The 20,828-nt window shown below is 37.1% G+C and carries 12 protein-coding genes; 5 read left to right on the forward strand and 7 right to left on the reverse strand.

The genetic code is table 11. The annotated features are described in order from the left end of the window. Positions 1-215: 215 nt before the first annotated feature. Positions 216-1,088, forward strand: coding sequence for a DMT family transporter (locus H5157_RS18395; protein ID WP_182725235.1), 873 nt, complete (start codon positions 216-218; stop codon positions 1,086-1,088). Between the two features lie 44 nt (positions 1,089-1,132). On the opposite strand, the gene H5157_RS18400 is transcribed toward H5157_RS18395, so the two are convergent. From H5157_RS18400 to H5157_RS18410, 3 genes are all read right to left on the reverse strand, one after another. Then, positions 1,133-2,026, reverse strand: coding sequence for a LysR family transcriptional regulator (locus H5157_RS18400; RefSeq protein WP_182725236.1), 894 nt, complete (start codon positions 2,024-2,026; stop codon positions 1,133-1,135). 365 nt (positions 2,027-2,391) lie between these two features. Continuing rightward, entirely contained in the window at positions 2,392-5,115 is a 2,724-nt protein-coding gene (locus H5157_RS18405) for a TonB-dependent receptor (protein ID WP_182725237.1), read from the reverse strand. Between the two features lie 21 nt (positions 5,116-5,136). Further along, the gene (locus tag H5157_RS18410) at positions 5,137-6,198 is read right to left on the reverse strand and encodes a Ca2+-dependent phosphoinositide-specific phospholipase C (RefSeq protein ID WP_182725238.1); all 1,062 of its coding nucleotides are present in this window, start codon (positions 6,196-6,198) and stop codon (positions 5,137-5,139) included. Positions 6,199-6,378: 180 nt separating this feature from the next. On the opposite strand from H5157_RS18410, the gene H5157_RS18415 reads away from it, so the two are divergent. Next, positions 6,379-8,166 carry a metallophosphoesterase gene (locus H5157_RS18415; RefSeq protein WP_182725239.1) on the forward strand — a complete coding sequence of 596 codons (1,788 nt, stop codon included), beginning with the start codon at positions 6,379-6,381 and terminating at the stop codon, positions 8,164-8,166. Here H5157_RS18415 and H5157_RS18420 read toward each other — a convergent pair. The 3 genes from H5157_RS18420 to H5157_RS18430 form a co-directional block, all read right to left on the reverse strand. Further along, positions 8,163-11,018, reverse strand: coding sequence for a TonB-dependent receptor (locus tag H5157_RS18420; protein ID WP_182725240.1), 2,856 nt, complete (start codon positions 11,016-11,018; stop codon positions 8,163-8,165). The genes H5157_RS18415 and H5157_RS18420 overlap by 4 nt on opposite strands. A 24-nt stretch (positions 11,019-11,042) precedes the next feature. Then, positions 11,043-12,020, reverse strand: a complete 978-nt coding sequence (locus H5157_RS18425) for a FecR family protein (RefSeq protein WP_182692786.1) — start codon at positions 12,018-12,020, stop codon at positions 11,043-11,045. A 63-nt stretch (positions 12,021-12,083) separates the two neighbouring features. After that, on the reverse strand, positions 12,084-12,611 hold the full coding sequence (locus H5157_RS18430; RefSeq protein ID WP_182725241.1) for an RNA polymerase sigma factor: 528 nt from the start codon (positions 12,609-12,611) through the stop codon (positions 12,084-12,086). A gap of 596 nt (positions 12,612-13,207) precedes the next feature. Here H5157_RS18430 and H5157_RS18435 point away from each other — a divergent pair. Both H5157_RS18435 and H5157_RS18440 read left to right on the forward strand, forming a co-directional pair. Further along, the gene (locus H5157_RS18435; RefSeq protein ID WP_010554958.1) at positions 13,208-13,456 is read left to right on the forward strand and encodes a YfhL family 4Fe-4S dicluster ferredoxin; all 249 of its coding nucleotides are present in this window, start codon (positions 13,208-13,210) and stop codon (positions 13,454-13,456) included. A 215-nt stretch (positions 13,457-13,671) separates the two neighbouring features. Further along, positions 13,672-14,373: a metallophosphoesterase gene (locus tag H5157_RS18440; protein ID WP_182693715.1), complete on the forward strand. Its 702-nt coding sequence runs from the start codon at positions 13,672-13,674 to the stop codon at positions 14,371-14,373. A 311-nt stretch (positions 14,374-14,684) separates the two neighbouring features. Here the strand turns inward: H5157_RS18440 and H5157_RS18445 are convergent, their stop codons facing one another. Further along, positions 14,685-16,991 carry a hypothetical protein gene (locus H5157_RS18445; RefSeq protein ID WP_182725242.1) on the reverse strand — a complete coding sequence of 769 codons (2,307 nt, stop codon included), beginning with the start codon at positions 16,989-16,991 and terminating at the stop codon, positions 14,685-14,687. Positions 16,992-17,520: 529 nt separating this feature from the next. Between H5157_RS18445 and H5157_RS18450 the strand changes: the two genes are divergently transcribed. Further along, positions 17,521-20,448 (forward strand): TonB-dependent receptor, encoded by a 2,928-nt coding sequence (locus H5157_RS18450; protein WP_182725243.1) that lies wholly within the window; start codon positions 17,521-17,523, stop codon positions 20,446-20,448. Positions 20,449-20,828: the final 380 nt, after the last annotated feature.

Below are 20,828 nucleotides of genomic sequence, written 5' to 3' on the forward strand. Positions count from 1 at the left end.
TTTATAGAGTGGAGCTGAGCAGTTATGCCTATGACGCCCTTTACGAAAATTGCCTACCTGCATTCATGTAAATGTCATTTATGAAACCTATATTGCCAGTAATGCTTATTTATAAAATTTAAAAAGTAAATATACTAGCCTTACAAATTTAACACGTGTTGTTAAAGCGCTCAGCACAGATACTCTATTGTTGTTTTTAAAGGAATCATTTTAGTATGTGGATAATTTTTGCATTACTCGCAACTGTTTTTTTTGGTGCTCGAGGGATAATGTACCAATGGACGTCGCAAAAAAAGATTAACCGTAATCTATTATTATTCGGTGTTTTTTTTGTAGGGTTCATAATCAGCGCGTTAGGTACTGTAATATTTGAACATACATGGTACGGCTGGGCAGATATTACGGTTGGGCTTGCTTTAGGCTTTGGATCTTTTGCGGCTAATGGATTTTTGCATAAAGGATTTTCAGTCGGAAAGGCGTCTTTAATTAGTATTCTATCGGGGCTAACGCCTTTATTTGTCCTTTTGTTTGCCTTTTTATTATGGCAAGAAACCTTAACCGTTATTCAATTAATCGGCTTTTTTATTATTTTTGGCGGCCTTTATATTATTCGCTACTCCAGCGATATCTCATTGAGTAACCTACAAGGTGCGCAATGGGGATTACTGGCTGCTCTGTCCTTTGCATTTAATGATTTAATGGGTAAGCAATCAACACTCCTTGAGGCAGATACATTCGCCACTTTAACGTCGATGTTCGGGTTTGGTAGTTTTCTCTTTGCTATTAGTTGGTTAGTAAAGCGCAAAAAAATGTTAGCAGAGCAAGGCGCTTCTCAAGCGTATTGGTCTGCTGGTAAAACATTTTCGTGCGGGTTACTTATTGGTTTAACTAATGTGGCTGGCATGGTTGCAATAATATCGGCTTTTGCTATTGGTAATACAGGGCTAGTTTCAGCGATTTCAGGTATGAATATTTTAATTATTTTGTTGTACTCACGCATCATCCTAAAAGAGTCTTTTACACGCCAAGAAGTGATAGGATTAACAACGGCATTTTTAGGTGTAATTGTACTAAGGCTTAGTTTTTAAAAGACGAATGAGCTTAATCACTTTGCTGTAAAAAGTATACACTGCTACATATTAGTAAAGTGTTGCAGTGTATGCTCTATGAGTAAACGCACTCGATAAGGGATTTGTTTTCTGTCGCGATAAAGCATAGAAAATGGCTGCCCTTTGCTTTGCCAATCAGGAAGAATGCGTTTAAGCTTTCCGGCTTTAATAAGTGGCAATGCTATATAATCAGGAATGTAGCTAATGCCTACACCAGACTCAACGGCTTGTTTCATCATTTGAATTTCATCAACTTCTAACCGGACATGCGTGTTTGGATTAAAACTGTACTCTTCGCTCGTTGGCTGATTGTTTAATTGCCACGGAACCAACCCAACGCACGCAATTTTTGGGTGCTGCTCTAATTGTTTAGGATGAGTGATGGATTGATAATCATGGTCTGGGTGAGCACAAAGCACATTATGAATAAGTTTAAGCTCTCTAATAACCCAATTATCAATGGCAGGTTTTCTTACTCTAAATGCTATATCAATCCCTTCTTTTTCAATATCAATAAGGTTATTTGAAAAGCGTAAATCTAGTTGAATATCGGGATACTGCAGTAAAAAATCACAAAAAATAGGACTTAAAAAATGTTTACCCATGTAAATGGGGGCACAGATCCTAATTTTCCCTTTAGGTTGGTCTTTTTCATCACAAAGTGCTTGTTCTATACACTCTACTTCGTTAAATAACTTGCGATAGCGGTCGTAATATAACTCACCAGTATGCGTAAGCGTTACTCTATGAGCATCTCGATTGAGTAGCGTTAATTGAAGAGCTTGCTCTAATAGACGTATTCTGCGGCTTAAGGTTGATAGTGACATATCAAGATTTGCTGATGCTTTTTTAAAGCTACCTAGTTTTACTATGGTGCAAAAGTAACGTAAATCATCGAGAGAATAACTAGCTGCCATCAGAACTACTTTATTGTTTAGGATGTAGGCAATATTAACAGCGACGCTTTAAAATTTCATTAGAGATTAAAGGGGGGAGAACTGAAATTAGGCAATCAAATTTTATGTGATTTTAATTTAATAACTCTTAAATAAGGGGGACTGGTAAATAACGTAACTCAATCTGTTCATCTAAATAAATTAAAAGTAGTTTTAAATCGTTCTTGTTAGAGCCGTTGAAAGTAGATTTACAAATAGTGATTTACATCGAGTGCTCTATATAAATTCGCTTAATTAAGTGATCATTTTTATAATTCGTCTTTTTTGATGAATCCCTAAAGAATAATGAGAGGCTCTACACAAAAGTAGAGCCTCATTTTTATAATTTAGAAACGATAACTTGCACCTAAATAAACAGTACGGCCATTAATCGTTGTGTTGTATAAACGATCATTGGAGTCTGAATATTGCTCTTCTCGTTCATTAGTCAAATTACTGGCTTCTATAGTGAGCTTTAGCTTTTCATTAACCTGATAAAATGCTGATGCATCTATGTATGTACTGGCATGAAAACCGTTTTCGTCTTCATCGCCGTTACCCGCTTGTACCGCTGCAATATAGTCACTTCTATAAGCGGCTGCAACACGTGCGCCCCATGAGTCAGAATCGTAATATACTGTAAAGTTACCAGAGTGTTCTGAAAGTCCTGGGAATGATTTATACTGATCAATACCTGAATTACCTACATTACGGTACAGTGCTTCACCATCAGCAAATGTATAATTAGCAATAACACCTAAGTTATTAAACGGGGCAGGTAAAAAGTCGAGATCTCGTTGAAAGGCCAGTTCCCAGCCACTAATATCACTTTCATCTAAGTTTTGAGGCTGAATAACAGTAAAAACAGTATTTGCTGTTTGCGGATTACCGCTTTCGTCTACGTCGCCTAATAAACTAACTGGGTAGCCAGTCTGGCTGTATGGGATATCATATGTTTCGGTGATAATGAAGTTATCGATAGATTTATGAAAGTAACTTACGGCCGCATACCCAATGTTTTCAAAATAGTACTCGACTGAAAAGTCGAAGTTAACTGATTCGTAGGGTTTAAGGTTTGGGTTTCCTGAGCTGATACTAAGGCCATTGGTTGATGTGGCATCATTTTGTACTACACCTGTTGGCACTAATGCACCGAGCGAAGGGCGGGTGAGATTTTCGCCATAGCTTGCACGTAGCACTAAACTGCTATTACTATCCCACACTAAATTTATAGCGGGTAGTAACCCTGAATAGGTATTTTCAACGTCAACTACTTCTCCATTTATTAACCCTATAGCATTGGTAGTCGTATCGTAATGACGCACGCCCGCATTACCCATTAAGTAACCTGAGCCTAGCTCCCATTCAGCTTCGTACTGCAAATAAGCGCCAAAGGTTTTTTCTTGTACGTTATCGGTAAAATCAGGGTTATTTAAATTAGGGTCGATATTCATACTCGCTAGAGTGCCTAGTACATCAACACTTACCCATTGTTGTTTATTGTGCGCGTTATTGGTAAATGTAAGGCTTGAATCTACCGTGTCATCCAGTACGCCATTTTCCCAATCGCTGCGGTTAACGTTATCAGATTTAGTTTCACCGTTTTCACTTTCAAACTTTTTATTAGATACACCGAACTTTATATTTGAAGTATTGTTAAGCGTGTAATTAAAATCTAATTTTATAGAATCAAATGTATTGGTGATTTCTTCTTCAGATATATCAATTTCGTGATAGCGGAACAAACTACTGTCAGTAGGATCAAACCCGTATGTATTTTCCCCATAATAAGCATCCTTGCGATAATCAATAGTTTCATCGCCAAATGTTTCTAGGTAAACTTTAACACTGCCTGTATTAAATTTGGTTTCTGAGCGCCCCACGAGAGCGGTCATATTTAAATCGTTTGTAATTTGCCAGTCACTTTTTAATACAAATTGACTTATTTTAGTGTCTGCATATTGGCTGCGGCTTTCTGAGTGTATTGCGGCATCTTCGTATACTGAGTAAATAGCGTCGTTATTTTCATTTATTTCAAGTGCTGTGAGCTTTGAGCATACCTGCTCGTTGTTATAAGCAGGGCCTGTACAGCCAAGAGCTGTTGAGCTTGAGCCTCGGTTTTGTAAGTGGTATTCACTGCGATCATTATTCAGTTCACCATATAAAGCATCAAAACTAAATTCAAGGTTATTATTTGGGCGATATTGCAGAGCAAGGGTCGTCCCTAAACGTTCCTGTTCGTTTTCAAATAATGAATAGCGGCTACCACGTGAAAAGCTCACTTCTTCGTTGTTAATATTATCTTGTAATTCATCTGATAGTTCAGATATATCTGAGCCTGATGCATTTTTTTTGCGCCAGCGATAAGTATTGTAACCTTGCTCATTTACATCACGTTTGCTGTATGCAATTGAAAATAATGCACCAAGTTTATCATCCCATGTATTTGAGATAAGCGCTGCAACTCGTGGGCTAACATCATCGGTTTGTGAGTTGTCGCCAAGTTGACCTGATAGAGCAGTATTAAAACCATCAAAATCAAATGGTTTAGCTGTATGAAGCCCAACAGTGCCGCCTATGCCGCCTTCATCCATTTCGGCTGAAAATGATTTTTTCACATCAACGCGTTGAAATAACTCAGAAGCAAATATATTAAAATCAAAAGCGCGAGAGCGACTTACGGAACCTCGGCTATCCATTGCTGAAGACGATGTACCTAAAGCTTCCATACCGTTGAGTTGTACTTGTGTAAAGTTTGGACCCAAGCCTCGTAACGAAATTTGTCGGCCTTCGCCGCCCTCTCGAGTTATGGCAATGCCAGGTACACGTTGTAGTGAGTCTGCTAGATTTAGATCGGGAAAATCTGCAATATCTTCAGCCACAATAGAATCTTGTGCGCCCACAGCATTTCGTTTTAAATCTTTTGCTTTTAACAAACTGTTGCGATAACCCTGTACAACAATTTCTTCCACTTCTGTTTGCGCAGATTGTTCTGCATACACATAATTAGACGCGCCTAATGAACTCATTATAGCCGTTGCTAAAAGCGTACGAGATGGTTTGTTCAACATGATGCTTCCTTGGTTTTTAATTTAAAGTTGATTATTAATAAAAGGGTTTGTGCGCACTAAATGACCTTCGTCAAATTGCACCACATAGTTAAAGCGCGCCTGCTGTGGCGAGCCGGGTATAAAATCGGTTGAAATTACTTGTGCGCCGCTATTTTTTGCAGCATTAAACTGCATTGTTCGTTGCGAATTAGTGGCACTTAAATTTGCATCTGCGCGGGTACGCACCATGAAGCCTTTTAATACAAGTTGCTGAATTTTATAAAAGTCGCGTATAGGGTTGTTCACAATCATAAAAGCAGCTTCGGGGTGGTTTTCATCATAATGGGCAAACATGCTAGCCCCTTTTAACGAAGGCCTATTTTGTTTATAAAGTGCGGATTGTTGTGTATTGCCATCAAATAAGAATATGAACTTACCTGCTAAGGCACGTGTACTTGGCCACCCAAACTTAATGACTGTTTGGTTTAAAGATAATGGCGTTTTGCGTAAATCATCTGGCGTGAATAATAAGCTAGGTAACGATTTTTGAATTACTTCATCGAGTAAATAATAATCTTTCGGTGTAAATTTAAGTGGCTGGGTTCCTAAAATTAAATCAGAGCGTGTTTCTTTTACATTGAGCATTACAACAATTGGAAAGTGCTGCGGATTTGCCTCTGACCATGCTTTCAATGTATTCAAACAGCCACTAAACAACACACAATGGCTTTGCACATCAATGTCGGGAATGTGCATTACTTTAAATCCAGGAGTAGCTAATTGCTTTTTTTCTAACTCATTAAACAAAGGCGTTGTTGCAAAAGTATTAGCCCAAGGTTTTATGTATAAACCCCCATTAGGGTCTTTTAAAACGTCAATTTCTAAATGGCGAACACCGCTATTTAACTGTTTAATAATAGATGAATGACCGTAATCAATACGGTCCATTAGCTTGGGGCTTAAATCATTTAATTTATGTTTAACGCTTACGTTTAATGTTTTTTTATAGCTGTTATGTGAGCCAATCATTTGCAGGGTGTTTAATGGCTTAGCGCTAACACTGCTTACATAACCTGCAAAAATAATAAAAATAAAAAATGGCATAGCACGTCTCAATTGTTGAGTTTGCTATCTAAGAGCGAGCATTTATAAATTAGGGGACACAAAAATATGCATTTAATAAAAGTTTCATAATAGAAAAGCATGTTTATAAAATTTTATGTCCCCTTTTATCCATTACCTCGCTCTAAATAATGAGTGAAATAAAAACGGGATAAAGCCATCATGATTAGAGTCAAAGTACTATGGTTAGCACTATGGATTGGGTTATGTATTACATGCAAAGTAAGTGCTATTGAGTACTTTGAGGTTAAAAGTGCGTCGCAGATGGAGACGGTTAAAGTGGCATTTTTAGCTGATATTCATCTACATGATATTTTTGCTAATTTACATGACGTAGATAATATAGAACTACCAAAGGACGTTACCTCAAAGCAACCATTACTAGTGCGTAGTATGCTTGCCCAGCTTCATTCAACACGTCTTTTTAATGAAAATTATTTTGTTTTTTTACATGTATTAGATGAATTAGCCGAAAAAAAAATAAAACTAGTCGCCTTACCTGGCGATTTTACTGATGATGGTCAACCTATTAATGTGCGGGCACTGGCGCGTATTTTAGGTCATTATGAAAAGAAATATGGAATGCGTTTTTTTGCGATACCGGGTAATCACGATCCCGTAAAGCCATTTACAACTCCGGCAGGTAAAGCTGACTTCTTAACGGCTCAAGGTAAAGAGTTTGGCGTTTATAGTTATCAACATGAAAAGTGTATGGCTAAGCTGGAAGTATGTGATGATGGTTTAAAAAACTGGGGATACGCTGAAATACTAAGCACACTCAATGACTTTGGATTTAGCAAACATAAAAGTGACGTGCTATATGAAACACCTTATAAAAACCGAGAGTTTATATGGTGTGACCCTAATGATGTTAATCATTGTATAACGATGCCAGATGCGAGCTACTTAGTTGAGCCCATAAAAGGTGTTTGGTTAATGGCAATAGATGCCAATGTGTATGTACCGCAATGGCAAAACTCACCGCTCACTTTTAAAGGGTCGTCTGATGCCGGCTATAATGCTTTAATTGATGCAAAGCCTTTATTGTTAAAGTGGATAAAAACCGTTGTAAAAAGAGCCAAAGCACGAAATAAAACACTGGTTGCATTTAGTCACTTTCCAATGGGGGAGTTTTACGACAATGCAAATGACGAATTACATAAAGTGTTTAGCCGTGGTCATTTTTCTCTACCAAGAGTGCCAACACCACGTACAGCAAAAATACTGGCAGATACAGGGTTAACGCTCCATTTTGCAGGGCATATGCATTTAAATGATACGGCGCTGATAACCAGTAATCAGCACTCCCAGTTAGTTAATGTGCAAGTGCCAAGTTTAGCTGCTTACAAAGCGGCCTATAAAGTTGTAGAGCTAAATTTAGCTAAGCAAACCGCGCTTATTAGTACTCATACATTAGACGATGTGCCGGGTTTTAATAACTTATTTAGTTTATATGAAAAGGAATGGCAGTATCGTAACTTGCATAATCTTAGTAATTTTGACCGCACTATTTTGAACTCAAAGAGTTATGGTGATTTTACCAAGCAACATTTATTTGGGCTGATTAAACAGCGTTTTTTAAAACGCGATTGGCCTAAAAATTTAGTGGCATGGTTAAATGACAATCATCATTTAGCCGATTGGTTTACAAATATGCAATGTTTAAATGAAGCACCGCCTAATTTGCTCTCTCAGCTTGAAGCTGTATCGACAAAAGAATGGCTTCAAGATTTTTATTTATTAAGAAATGGTGATGTAACAGCAGATATAACACCTCAAAAGCGTGTTACTTATCAACAACTAAATACTTTTTTAGCACAATCGACATGTAAAACAGATACGCAAATACAGCAATACTTAGCCCTGTTAATAAAAGTAATGGCAAAATTTAGTCAACATACCCAGGGGGAGAATTTCCGCGTTGATTTAAAAACAGGAAAAATCATTTAATACTGATAACTCAACCCTAAGTAAAAGGTACGTCCACTTGTGGTTGAGTTGTAAGCTCTGAGGGTTGAATTACTGTATTGTCGCTCTTGTTCATTACTGAGATTAAATGCGCTAAATTTAAGTTTCCAATAATTAGAAAAATAATAATTTACACTTGCATCCCAATAGGTGGTCGGCATAAATCCGGTTTCGTTTTCATCGAGTAAAAGGCTCCCAGCACGCACTAAATATTTATCTCTAAAAATAGCGCCGAGTTTAAAATTGAATTTAGGGTGGTCGTAAAAAATCATACTAGATGCGGTAATTTTAGATAAAAAAGGCAGGTTTTTTTTAAATAAAGCAGTGCCACTATTTGAGTCATAATAGGTGACTTTACCTTTATTATAAGCCGCTTGTATATTAATGCCCCAATCAGAATTATGTATTAAGTAGTTTAAACTTACCTCGGCTCCCCACTGATAGGCCGTTTCTGCATTACTTAGCCAAAGTAATTGACTATCGGAGGTTGTAGGCGGCGAATCTTCAAATAAAGGCGCTTGTGTTGTGACTATGTAATCCTCTAGATCTTTATAAAAAAGTGATATGTTAAACGAACTGCGACTACTAAAATCAGCCTCTAAGGAAATATCGCTATTATAAGATAAGTAAGGTTTTAGATTTGAGTTAAATATGTATTTTGTACTATTGGGGGTATCGTTTGAGCCATCAAAATTGAGTGAATTTAGTAATGGTTTTGAATAGTTTTTAGAAAGTCCTGCACGAAATCGCCAATTATCGTTGATAAAATATGAGCCATTAAACGTTGGCAACCATAAGTTATACAAAATAGGGGAGTAGGGCGCTTGAGTGTAAGATGTTATAGATTCTGATTGGTAACGCACACCAATATGAGCCTCCCATTTTTCTTGCTCTGTACTTAATAGAGTATAAGCGCCTCTGCTATATTCCTTTATATGTTCTGCTTTGGTCGTGATTAAAAAATTATTGGTTTGTACATTAAATGGGTCAATGCCATAAAGCTTAAGTGCCTCATTAGTGTTTATTTTTAACCACTGCTGTTTTTTATGTGCAATTTGCGATGAAACATACGATACAGGAAGGTCAGTTAACTGTTGTGGTGTATCGGCTATTTCATTAAAAAAAATATCGTTTTGCTGTGCGTTATTCATTTCATTTTCAAACAGCGTCCAATCAGCCCCAAATTGAAGAGTTATTAAACTATTAACGTCATATTGAAAATCTAACTTTGCAAACGTGTACTCACTATTTGAATTATATTGCTCTATATCACCATGATGCATTTGCCACATTGTCGGATTTTTTAAATTTTCACTGTACTTAATATCGGCATAAAATGGCGTTTTACGGTAATCAATCGTAACGTCACTTATACCTTGGGTATAAATTTTATTGCTGTAAGGAATGTCATACTTTGAGCGCTCGTTTCCTAATATGGCGTTTATTTTCCAATTTTTATCTAGTTGCTGGGAAAATGACAGCACGCCTTGCTGATATGCCGTATTTATTTTTTGAGTTCGGCTTTCGGTTGCCACTCGTGCATTTTCATAACGTGCATACACAAGCTCATTATTTTCATTAGCTTGAATGTCTGTCACTGTTGTTAGCCCTTTAATTATAGGCGTAGACTGATCCCCCCTTGGGTATAAATGATATTCATGCCGCTCTCCTTTTAAAAAACCTGAGAGCATATCAAAATCAAAATGCGTGGTTTCGTTTTTATACTCTACAGATAGGTTTGCCCCAAATCGCTGCTGGGTTGCTTGCCATACCGAGTAGCGATTACCGCGAGGGATTATATAATCGCCTTGAGTTAAATGCTGAGCTTGTGATTGAGTTAACGCCGAGAGATCAGCGCCTTCTATGGCAATATTTCGCCAGCGAAATGTATTAGCGCCTTGCTCTAACGATTCTCTGTTTGTGTACGCAACGCTTGCAAGTACCCCCCAATTATTCCACGTGTTAGAAATTAAGCTTGAATAGCGTTTTGCGCCTGTACCCACATAGTCGTTGTAGCCGACTTCTGGTGTAATAATAAATTTAAATCCTTCATTATCTAAGGGGTTTATAGTTTGCAGTGCCATAGTGCCAGATATTCCACCTGCAATTTTGTCGGCAGAATAGGCTTTAATTACATGAATTTGTTTAAATAGTTCGGCAGGTAAAATATTGAAGTCGAAAGAACGATCGCGCTGTTTTTGCACTCGACTATCCATTGGTGAATCATTATTTGCCAATACAGGCATACCGTTGAGTGTTACCAAACTAAAATCAGGATAACTGCCACGTATTGATACTTGGCGACCTTCGCCTGCTTCGCGAGTAATGGCTACACCCGGAATATACTGTAAGGCTTCAGCCAAGTTAGTATTGGGAATGTCGGTAATATCTTGTGCAGAAATGGCTTCGCTAATCGTTTTATTATTGTGTTTTAAGTTTCGTGAGCGAGCCAACGAATAGCGGATACCCTTTACTGTTATTTCTTCAAGTGTTTCTTTATTGGTCGTTATTTTTTGTTGAAAAATAACAAAACCCTTGTCTTGAATTTTATATGTTAACTCGCTGCCTATTAATAAAAAATCTAGTGCTTGAGCAAGTGTATGATCGCCAATTAAGGTGGATGTAGTTTTGTCGTCGATAAGGGAAGGGTTACTACTAAAAGAGACTGCATATGCATTTGCTACTTCTCTTAAGCTGTCACTGAGAGAACCGGCAGGTATATAAACAAACGTATGTATGTTTTTTGCGGCACTTGGCATTGCTGTTAAGCAACTAACAGCAATAAAAAAGTACACTAAAATACGTTTATCTAATGTACATACATGTTTTAGCATAAGAGTTTAATCAACATACTTCATTTAAGGTCGCGTTAAATGAAGTTCGTTGCTCTTTTTTTCTACATTCCAGTTGTAAGTAGATGCTATTAGCATAAGGCTTTGTTGCGGCGTTTCGAGATTAAATCGTCCGCTAATTAAAGTATTATTTAGTGCGTTATCTACTTTAATTACCATAGGGCTATAACGCTGCAATTGCTTAATAACAGTGGTTAGAGGTTCTTTTTTTGCATCAATCCAACCCATTCGCCAAGCAGGGAGTTGTGTCAACTGCTGGCTATAATCTACAGCTATATGTCCATTTTTTATAACAGCTTGTTGAGAGGGAGTTAATATCACTTTATCTAAGGCCGAGACTTCTACCCTGCCTTCGTACACTGTTACCACTACTTCATCCTTATTGCGCTCTACATCAAAAGAAGTACCTAGTACTTTAATGCTTGCTTGTCCGGAATTTATTATAAATGGCCGTGTTTTATCTTTGGCTACATCAAAAAAAACCTGTCCTTTTTTTAATTCGATTTGCCTAGAGTGTGGTAGTAAGTGCGCAGTCAACTCACTATCTGCATTTAAGTGTAAATATGAACCGTCATCTAATAACTTAGATACACGTTTGCCTAAACGTGCTTCTAAAAGCTGAGGTAGGTTAGTTTCAACTGCTGTTTTTGCAATAGGTGTTGGTGTAAACGCTTGTTGAGATATAGAAAGCCAGTACACTGCAAAAGCAATAGCGCTAAAACTAGCTGCTAAGGCGAGCATAGGGAAAGCCCTAGAACGTTTAGCATTAGGCGTAATTATTGGAGTCGGTAAACTATATTGTTTAGTGTAAATGTGTAGAGCCTGTTTAACAGCAGGATCGCCAAATACATTGGCTATTTTCTCAAATGCAGCCTTATTTTCTGTGCATTTTAACCAAAGCGATAGTTCTTTACGGTCATGATCATTTAAATCATTAATCCGATCTACCCAATCTGCTGCCTGTTCTAAGCGTTGTTCGTTCATTAAAAAACCTAACCTGCGTTGATTAAATATAAAGAGCGTAAAAGTGTAATAAAGGGGACATTTTTATTGATTTTTTTCTATGTGAAGCGTTATTTGTATCATTGCGCGCGTAATATGTTTTTTTACAGATTCTTGGCTCATATTTAACTGCAGACTAATTTCTTCGCGACTTAATCCGTTAATACGTCGAAGCTTAAATACTTTTCTTCTTAAAGGTGGCAACTCTTCCAACGCACTTTTAACAAGCTCGAGCTTTTGCTCTGTAATAGACTGCGCCTCTGGATCGCTATTATCATCTGTAAAAAGCTCAATATCTTCTGCTTTATTTGGTTGGCTTTTATTTTTTTGCCAATCACTATACATAACAGACTTTGCGACTTGATTTATGTACGCCTGAAAGTTTTCAATTTCTAATGTGTCATTTCTATTTAAAGTTCTCAGCAAAGCTTCTTGGACTAGGTCGTCTACGTCATCGGTATTATTTGTTCGACGACTAACAAACTTACGAATATGGCTGATAACGTTTTTTACATCGCTTTGTTCAGAAGAAATATTTAAATTCGATGGCAGGGGGCTTTTAAAAGTCTTCATTACTCAGTCTAGAATTTTATTTTAAATAAATACTAAGTGAATAATATGACCAATTGATTACAGGTACGGTTGGGCGATTAAGTAAATTAAAGTAATGATACGAAGAATAAATTATCATTTAGAGCATCTTAACGCTTTAGATAGGGTTTAATTTTAGGCATAGAGTATTTGAGCAAATAACGCTTTGAGAAAGACTAAATTTTTGGAGGTACTATATTCCCTTGTTATCACTTATTTGAATGTTCTTTTGGCGAGATTAGCGTATGACTAGAGGGCTTAAGCGCTTTTCGGCAGATCAGCTAGTTTTATATTAGCTTAAAAAATGACATAGAAAAGTTAAAATAATAGTATCAAGCTTAGTAAAAGTGCAGCTATTTTTATTGATTAGGATCAACAAAGCAACAGAGAAAAATAGGCATAATTTATGGCTGAAATTTACACCTAAAAATAAAATGGTGAGTTACGAATGTGTGCTACGATTTAATGAAAAACAAAGGTTTTTTATTGAACTTGGATTGTATGAAAAGCAGTCAAAAAACATTTCATTTAAATCTATGTATATGTTTAATAATGATTTTAATTGAAGGGGCTTATTAGTGGCTTTACTCATAAATAGTAAGTGCATTAACTGCGATATGTGTGACCCAGAATGCCCTAATGAGGCTATTTATATGGGCGCTAAAATATACCAAATAGATGCAAATAAATGTACTGAGTGTGTGGGGCATTACGATAAACCTACATGCGTAAGTGTATGTCCAATTGACTGCATAAAGCCCGATCCTAATAAGCGTGAAAGTTTAGATGAGCTGGCTGATAAGTTTGTGCTGTTGACTAACTTATAACTTGTTCAGGTATTTTGCTAAGCCGCTTTTACTATAGGTTAAAAGCACTACCTAAATTGCTTATTTAGCTTGTAGCTAAAGCCCGCAGTCATGCATTTTTAGTTTCAATCAAATCTTATTACCTTCATTAATTATCAACTATATTGTGTTACCTTTAGGCTTTATAAACTCAAGTATAAATCTAAGTTTTAGATTGCATTCTATAGGAGTCTATTTTGGATATAGGTATTAACGCTATTCAGGCTGTATCTTCAAAACAAGCCATATTTATTAATGATGAGTGCCGAGTATTTGTAATTGGCGATCTTGATGGTGATTTACCGGCCTTAAAAAACGCACTTAATAACGTAAATTTTAATCCTGAAAGAGATACTTTGTTTTGCCTAGGCGATTTTGTTGATCGCGGGGATAAAACATATGACTTATTTACATACTTACAAGCCATTAGGGCATGTATGATATTAGGTAATCATGAGCATTTAATGTTGGAATCATTATTAAGTAATGATAAAGCGGCTTTTAAATTATGGACTGACAATGGTGGCAATTGGCACAAGTCGGTATCAAGTGAAAAGCTCAGTGTTATGTGCGATGAGTTACTAACTAAACCGCTTTCAATAGTACTTGAGTATCGTGGTTGTAAAATTGGGTTGTCTCATACATTTGCACAATCGTGGGATTGGGAAAATTACCCTGATGATAAATCGCTAATTGTGCAATCTTTATTGTGGGATCGCGAAGTAGTTAAACAAGATCAGGTAGTTAAAAGTCATGGAGTCGACTTTTCAATACATGGACATAACTCAACTAAAGCGCCTTTTTGGGTGGGTAATAGCTATCACATAGATACCAATTATTATGGTGGAAAGCCTACACTCTTAGAACTCTCTGATGTTATTAATAAATTAGAGAAGTAGTATAAAGTTCGTAGGTTGTTGACCTCATATAAGTTAATTTTCAGTAAAGTACTTTTTTTTGCACAATACTAAAGATGCCAAGCGTGGATATGTGCATTAAACAAATGATCAGAAAATTATAACTATTTAAATACCTAATAGCTGCGGTACAAGCTTTTTTGGGGTGGTTTTTACTTTTTACAAAGATTAAATTATCCCCAGTTTGAAAAATTTAACCAGTAAAGAATGGTAGTTCTTTAATGGTTAAATTTTACTGAAGGGGCTATTTATTTTGTGTTAGTAAATATACAAGCTCCGTTGTAACCCATACGTCATTTATATTGTTCTGCTATAACTACTTTCTCTGTCCAAGCTTCTGGCATGTTAAGTGCGCCAACCGCTTTTACCATACAGCGAATTTCTTTCCCAGACTCTTCACTGGTAATATCGTAAGTATTAGTTGCTGTGTATGTTAACGGATAACCATCAGCAAACCAATAATAACGAATATCTGTAATATCTTGTAAATTAGCTTGGCAAGTTATTGTTTCACCAACAGCTTTTTCCCCTGTAATAATTGGTTTACTGAAAAAGGGTTTTGGGATTTTTATTATGTCTGATGTTTTTTGTAGTACTTCAATAGAGTCTATGGTGAAGCTTTCTTGATCGCTCGTCGGATTGCCATCGTAAGACCTAAGCGCATAGTCAAGTTGCAAATCAAGCCTTTCAAGATAAGTTGGTGCCGTTGGCACACGACCAACTTCAACCCACTTATCATTCCCAGCTTCATCTTTAATAGTCACATTTATATAAGTCATGTCATTATCAATAACAAATTCCCAGGTATGGTATTGTCCATCCCAAAATTCAAGACCACCTTCAATTTTACTTTTTTGCTCCGTCAGTTCTCCCCAATATGCTTTGTAACTTTTATAACTAGAGTCATCTTTTGCAAATATGTTTGGTACGTGAGCATAGTGGTAATGAGAAGAAAGTCCGTTTAACCAAGCTCCATTTTTTCCATCGAATTCAAACCAATCTACTTCGATGCGGTTTGCTGTTCGCCAAAACAAAAAATCAGGATTATAAGACCAAAATGCTGGAAATAACCCCCCAGGCAAATCATTTTTGTCTATTTTAGGAAGCATACTACGAATTCGAAAAATTTTTGGCCCAGTCCAAGTATAGCCATGCCCAAGATCATTCACGCTATAAAAAGCACTCGCTTTCCATCTTTCGTTTTGTTTTCGTAGTAAAAGAGATTGCTTTTTTTCATCTTTATTGTGGGGATAAACATTAAATGTTTCACTAGGAGGCATCAGCTGAGCGCTCGCGCCAACTGCCGGATTAAACCCAGGGGCAGACCAAAGGTCAGATTCACCACTAAAACTCGCTTTTACTCGGTTATTACGAAAGTCATCATAAAATACTCTTTCAAAGTCGTCTGTAGGTACACGTTCTCCACCACCATTAATGCGCACTTCAGCTCTATCAATAGAGCTCCCCCAAGCTGTCCATTCTTTTTCATTATGAATATAGCGATAAGGGAAGTCTTCAGCATCCATTGTAGGTCTAATATTTTTATATGGGTGTTCGTTTGGCAGATCAATTGAAGATATTCCGTTACTAAATAACGATTGATTCGTACTTAGACGATAAGCCGCCCAGCCAGTCATTTTTTGAACCATTGCTTCTGATGGTTCTGTCAAACCAAAGACTAGTGAATCATATGCCCAAGCCATATTACCAATATCCTTATCGCCAATGTATGAGGAAGTATTGCTAATCCATTCGCCTGAAAAGCGATCAGGTTGGATTGCTTCGCTAGAGATTGGTGTTCCATTTACTGAGGCAAACATTTGACCATAGCGGATCCCAGCAACAATAACATTCCATGTTTTACCATCTGCAATCACGTCATTTTTAGTTGTCATAATCCGTTTATCAAGACCATTATTATTAAGACCGACATACTGAATACTTAGACCGTTTGTTTTGTTATACCAGATTTTAGGAGATGACTTATTTGAACCTTCTCCATGGTTAATATCTAATAAAATCGTTTCAGCATTATCACCTGTATTAGCATCGATCCTAAACGTAAAAAGCATCCATCTGTAATTCCACCTAGCATCGCGCTGACCTGGCATTATTAAATATTGCCCAGAGTTCTCCGCAAATTCAACACCATTATTTTTTCTTGTTTTGGATGGTTGAAGGGAGAGCTTTGCTTGTGTTGCATTCGCTGTAATTGTCCCGCGCGAAGAATGATTTATTACATTACCTATTTCAATGTCTTCTTGAAAATAAGCAGACATAAGCCACTCAGGAAAAAGGTTTAAAGCCCACGTAACTTTGATTGTGCTATCAATTGCGCGTTTCGGAATACGCAGCGATAGTGGGAGTCGACCAGTGGTTTGCTCTAGCACCGTGACTTTGCCATCATTATTAGTGTCGTAATCAGCTTTGATTTCAGGGTACTGGTTTCCGAGAAAATCAAGCAGTAAATTGCGTTCAAAGTCATCATATAAACCATTGCCGTCTAGATCAAAGTTAGACTTTGCATTGTTGGCGTTACTATCACCAATAAACCAAATGAAAAAACACGCAGTGATGATCAGTTTAATATTACTTTTCATAAATAGGCTCCTATTAAAGTTTTTAGGGATATTTATTCAAATAGTTGAGTATTGGAAACAAAGCATTGAATAAATAGCGATACAAAAAAGAGCTATCTTTAGTGATTTTTTTAGTATATAGCCGAATGTTGGTAATAATTAAAGCTAACCATTTAGAGGTTGGATATCTGATATTTTTACAGTAAAACTTTTAATTAACCTTAGTCTATGTTTTTTAGAAGAGCCACTTAACTTTAAAAAAATAGATCCTCACAGCATATCTTCATGTAACTGTATTTATTTAAATAACTAGATAGTTCAGTCGGTTAGTGCTTAAAATTGATTTACTATTCTGAATTTAAGTTAATTATAAACAGGTAATCATTTATCAAAGCGATTAATTTAATTTTAAGCTCCCGTTAATAAAAGATTAAGTTTGGTTGTATAAAATTGGCAAAAAATTTTATATTTTCGTCAATTTATTGCAGCAAAATGATTAATTAACTTGCTTGAATCAATATAAGCAGTTTTCAATGGAATAGAACTCTTCATGACAGCACTTAACTACAATAATAACTCACTACACGCTTCACCCAAACTATTCAAATCAACACTCTGTATTTCTATTTTATCGGCAATAGGCTTCAGCAATAAAGCTTACGCAGATATAACTAATAATAAAGAAGATATGGAAGTAATAGAAGTACGTGGTATCCGTTCAAGTATGGCCGAAAACTTAGATGTAAAACGTATGTCGGGATCTGTAGTTGATGCCATTACCGCGGAAGACATTGGAAAGTTCCCTGATAAAAACGTTGCAGACTCACTTCAGCGTGTACCCGGTGTGGTAATTGAGCGTGACGGCGGGGAAGGTTCATCGGTTAGTATTCGTGGTTTATCGTCAGAACTTACCTTTACACAACTTAATGGTAATTTTATTGCGTCTTCCCCGGGGGAGCCTTCGCGTTCGTTTGATTATGCTTTGTTACCGTCTTCAATGATTGAAAGCGTAGAGGTTTATAAATCGCCAGAAGCACGCTTAGATGAAGGTGGGGTTGGTGGTACTGTATTAATGCATAGCCGAAAACCTCTGAGTATGGATGCAAACTCAGGTGTATTTAATGTAGAGAGTACTTACGCTGATGTTACAAAAGAGTACGAACCGCAGTTTACGGGTTTATATTCATGGAAAAATGACAACGAAAATTTTGGTGTATTAGTTGGCTATACCTATCAGGAACGGACAAACAGAACGCTTTCGGGCGGTACTGATGCTAATGTATGGCGCTATACTGGCACTGGGCAAGCAACAGATATACATGGTAATACAGTTGATAACAATAACGGTTGGGATACTATTAATGATGCAAACGGCAACAGTTACGATGGCGTTTGGTTTCCGCAAGTTGTTCGAGGTTCTGTTCTTAACGAAAAACGTGAGCGCGAAGGGATTCAATTTAGTTCCCAGTGGCGACCAACAAATCGTTTAGAGCTTGGCTTTAATTATTTTGGTTTTACACTTGGGCAAGACAGAACAGAATCTGTGATTGATATACCAGAGTGGTCTTTAAATCCTGATTTTTTGACGGATGTAAATCTTGATGAGTCGGGCACTATTGTTACTGGTATGCAATACGATGCAATGGCAAGTGGTGTCGAAAATGATATGCAATTTCCGTGGATGCGTGGCAGTTACGTACGTGAGGAATCTACCTCCCATACCTTTGATTTTAATTTAACCTATGAAGGTGATAATTTTAAAGCGCGCTTTGTAATTGGTAATACACAATCAGAGGGCGGCCCAGAAGAAAGCTGGGAAGCGGCGTATAAAAGTTCTAACGCGGGCGAAAACGCAGCCACTATTCAAAACGCAGCTCAAACGGCTGGCTGGTCGCTCAATCAAAATAATGTGTCACTTAATATCGACCCTAATACATTAGTTAATTTACAAAATGGAGTTGGAGGCGGTCGTGATGCGGGCTCTTCAAACTCAAGCTTTGTACGCAGTGAGCTAGAAGAAGATTACTACCAAGCTGATGTGGATTTTTATGTAGATTGGGGCTTTTTAAAAACAATTAGAACCGGTGTTAAGTACCGCAACTCAATTCTTCACCGTGAAACCGGCAACACCTTCTTTTTAGATCCAAATTTTGATATTGCTGCAGGGGAAGCAAGTGAACAAGGTATTACCCGTTTTGATAGCTACCAATGGAATGGTGGAATGCCATTAGCTCAAAATGTATTTACTAGTGAGAATAATATTGCAGGTGGTTTTGATATAAACCAAATGCCAAGTATCGACTGGAATAAATACCGCGATATTGTCACTGCTAGTTATGTACCTTATACGCGCATTGAAGATAATTTTGTTTACGATATAGAAGAAAAAATATCGGCTTTTTATATACAAGGTGATTTTGAATTTAGTGAAGTCAGAGGTAATTTGGGTGTGCGTGTTGTGCAAACAAAAACACTTACTTCATCTACTGACTTATATACCTACCAATTAGATCACACAAATGATGAAACAGGTGAGCCAGTAACAGGTGACGCTCGTTTTGTAGAAGACTATCAATTAGTCACTCAGCAAAACAAAGACACTCAAGTTTTGCCAAGCTTTAATATAGCGTGGGATGCAACCGACGATTTAGTTATTCGTGGGGCAATAGCTAAAGTAATATCTCGTTCTGACTATAGTGATTTAGGTGCGCAGCAGCGCATTACCTATGTATCAGGTGAATGGGCAGAAGATAGAGCCGCATTTAACGAGCTTCCTGGTTTTAGCGGTAGTGGCGGAAATAAAAACTTGAAACCATTTGAATCAGTTCAAGCTGATTTATCTATTGAGTATTATTATGGCGAAGGTTCTGCTGTTGGGTTGGCACTTTTTCATAAAAAAGTAGATAACTTTGTTGTGCCACTGGTGATCGACGTAGAGCAAAACTTTGCTGGTAAAAATAATATAGTGGATGCAGGGACTATTAATATAGCCCCTTACAGCACTGTAGGTAATGGCACCGATGCAGTATCAAAAGGCGCGGAAGTATTTATTCAGCATGCATTTGATAATGGTTTTGGCTTTTACGCAAATTACACCTATAACAAAACCAATAAAGCAGATGTAACAATTAATGGTGAAGAATTTGGTCAGTCGGCCTTAATAGGTAGTGCAAAGTATCAGTACAACACCTCTGTTTATTATGAAGGAGGTTATTTTAATGTACGTGCTTCTTATAATAAGCGCGGCGAAACAGTACTCGGTTTAAATAGCGGATTAAATGTATACCAAGACCCTTACGAGCAACTCGATGTAAATGCATCTGTAAATTTATACGACGGGCTTAGCCTTACCGCAGCGGTTATTAATTTAACTAAATCTGAATCAGTAACGCGTTTAGGAAATGACACCGATGCGCGATTACTCAATACTAGCTACTCAGGTCGTCGTTTTTACGCGGGCTTTAACTATAGCTTTTAGATAAATGACTTAATAGCTGGTCTGTAGACAGTATTTTTTGATAGCGCAGGCCATAACAAACACTTTAATAAGCGTTAAATGTTAATAAAATGCTGGTTATGTTGTGTTTTTAATGCGTTTAGCTTAAATTCTCAGCGAACAGTGCTTTATTTAAAGTTTTGTCAATAAAACGCTTGCGTAAAAATCTGTTCTCCCTATAATGCGACCCCAATGAGACGGGAAACGCCAACGCATAGCGAGGCACGAACTACTCACAGAGTTAAATAAAACTTCGGTTTTAAATCTTCTAAAAAGAAAGTTTAAAACAAAGTGTTGACTCGAAAAATAAAGGGTGTATTATTCGCATCCCTTGAGACGCTAAAGCGACTCAAAACGTTCTT

This window comes from Pseudoalteromonas sp. SG43-3, assembly GCF_014164385.1.
GTDB classification, from domain to species: Bacteria; Pseudomonadota; Gammaproteobacteria; order Enterobacterales; family Alteromonadaceae; genus Pseudoalteromonas; species Pseudoalteromonas distincta.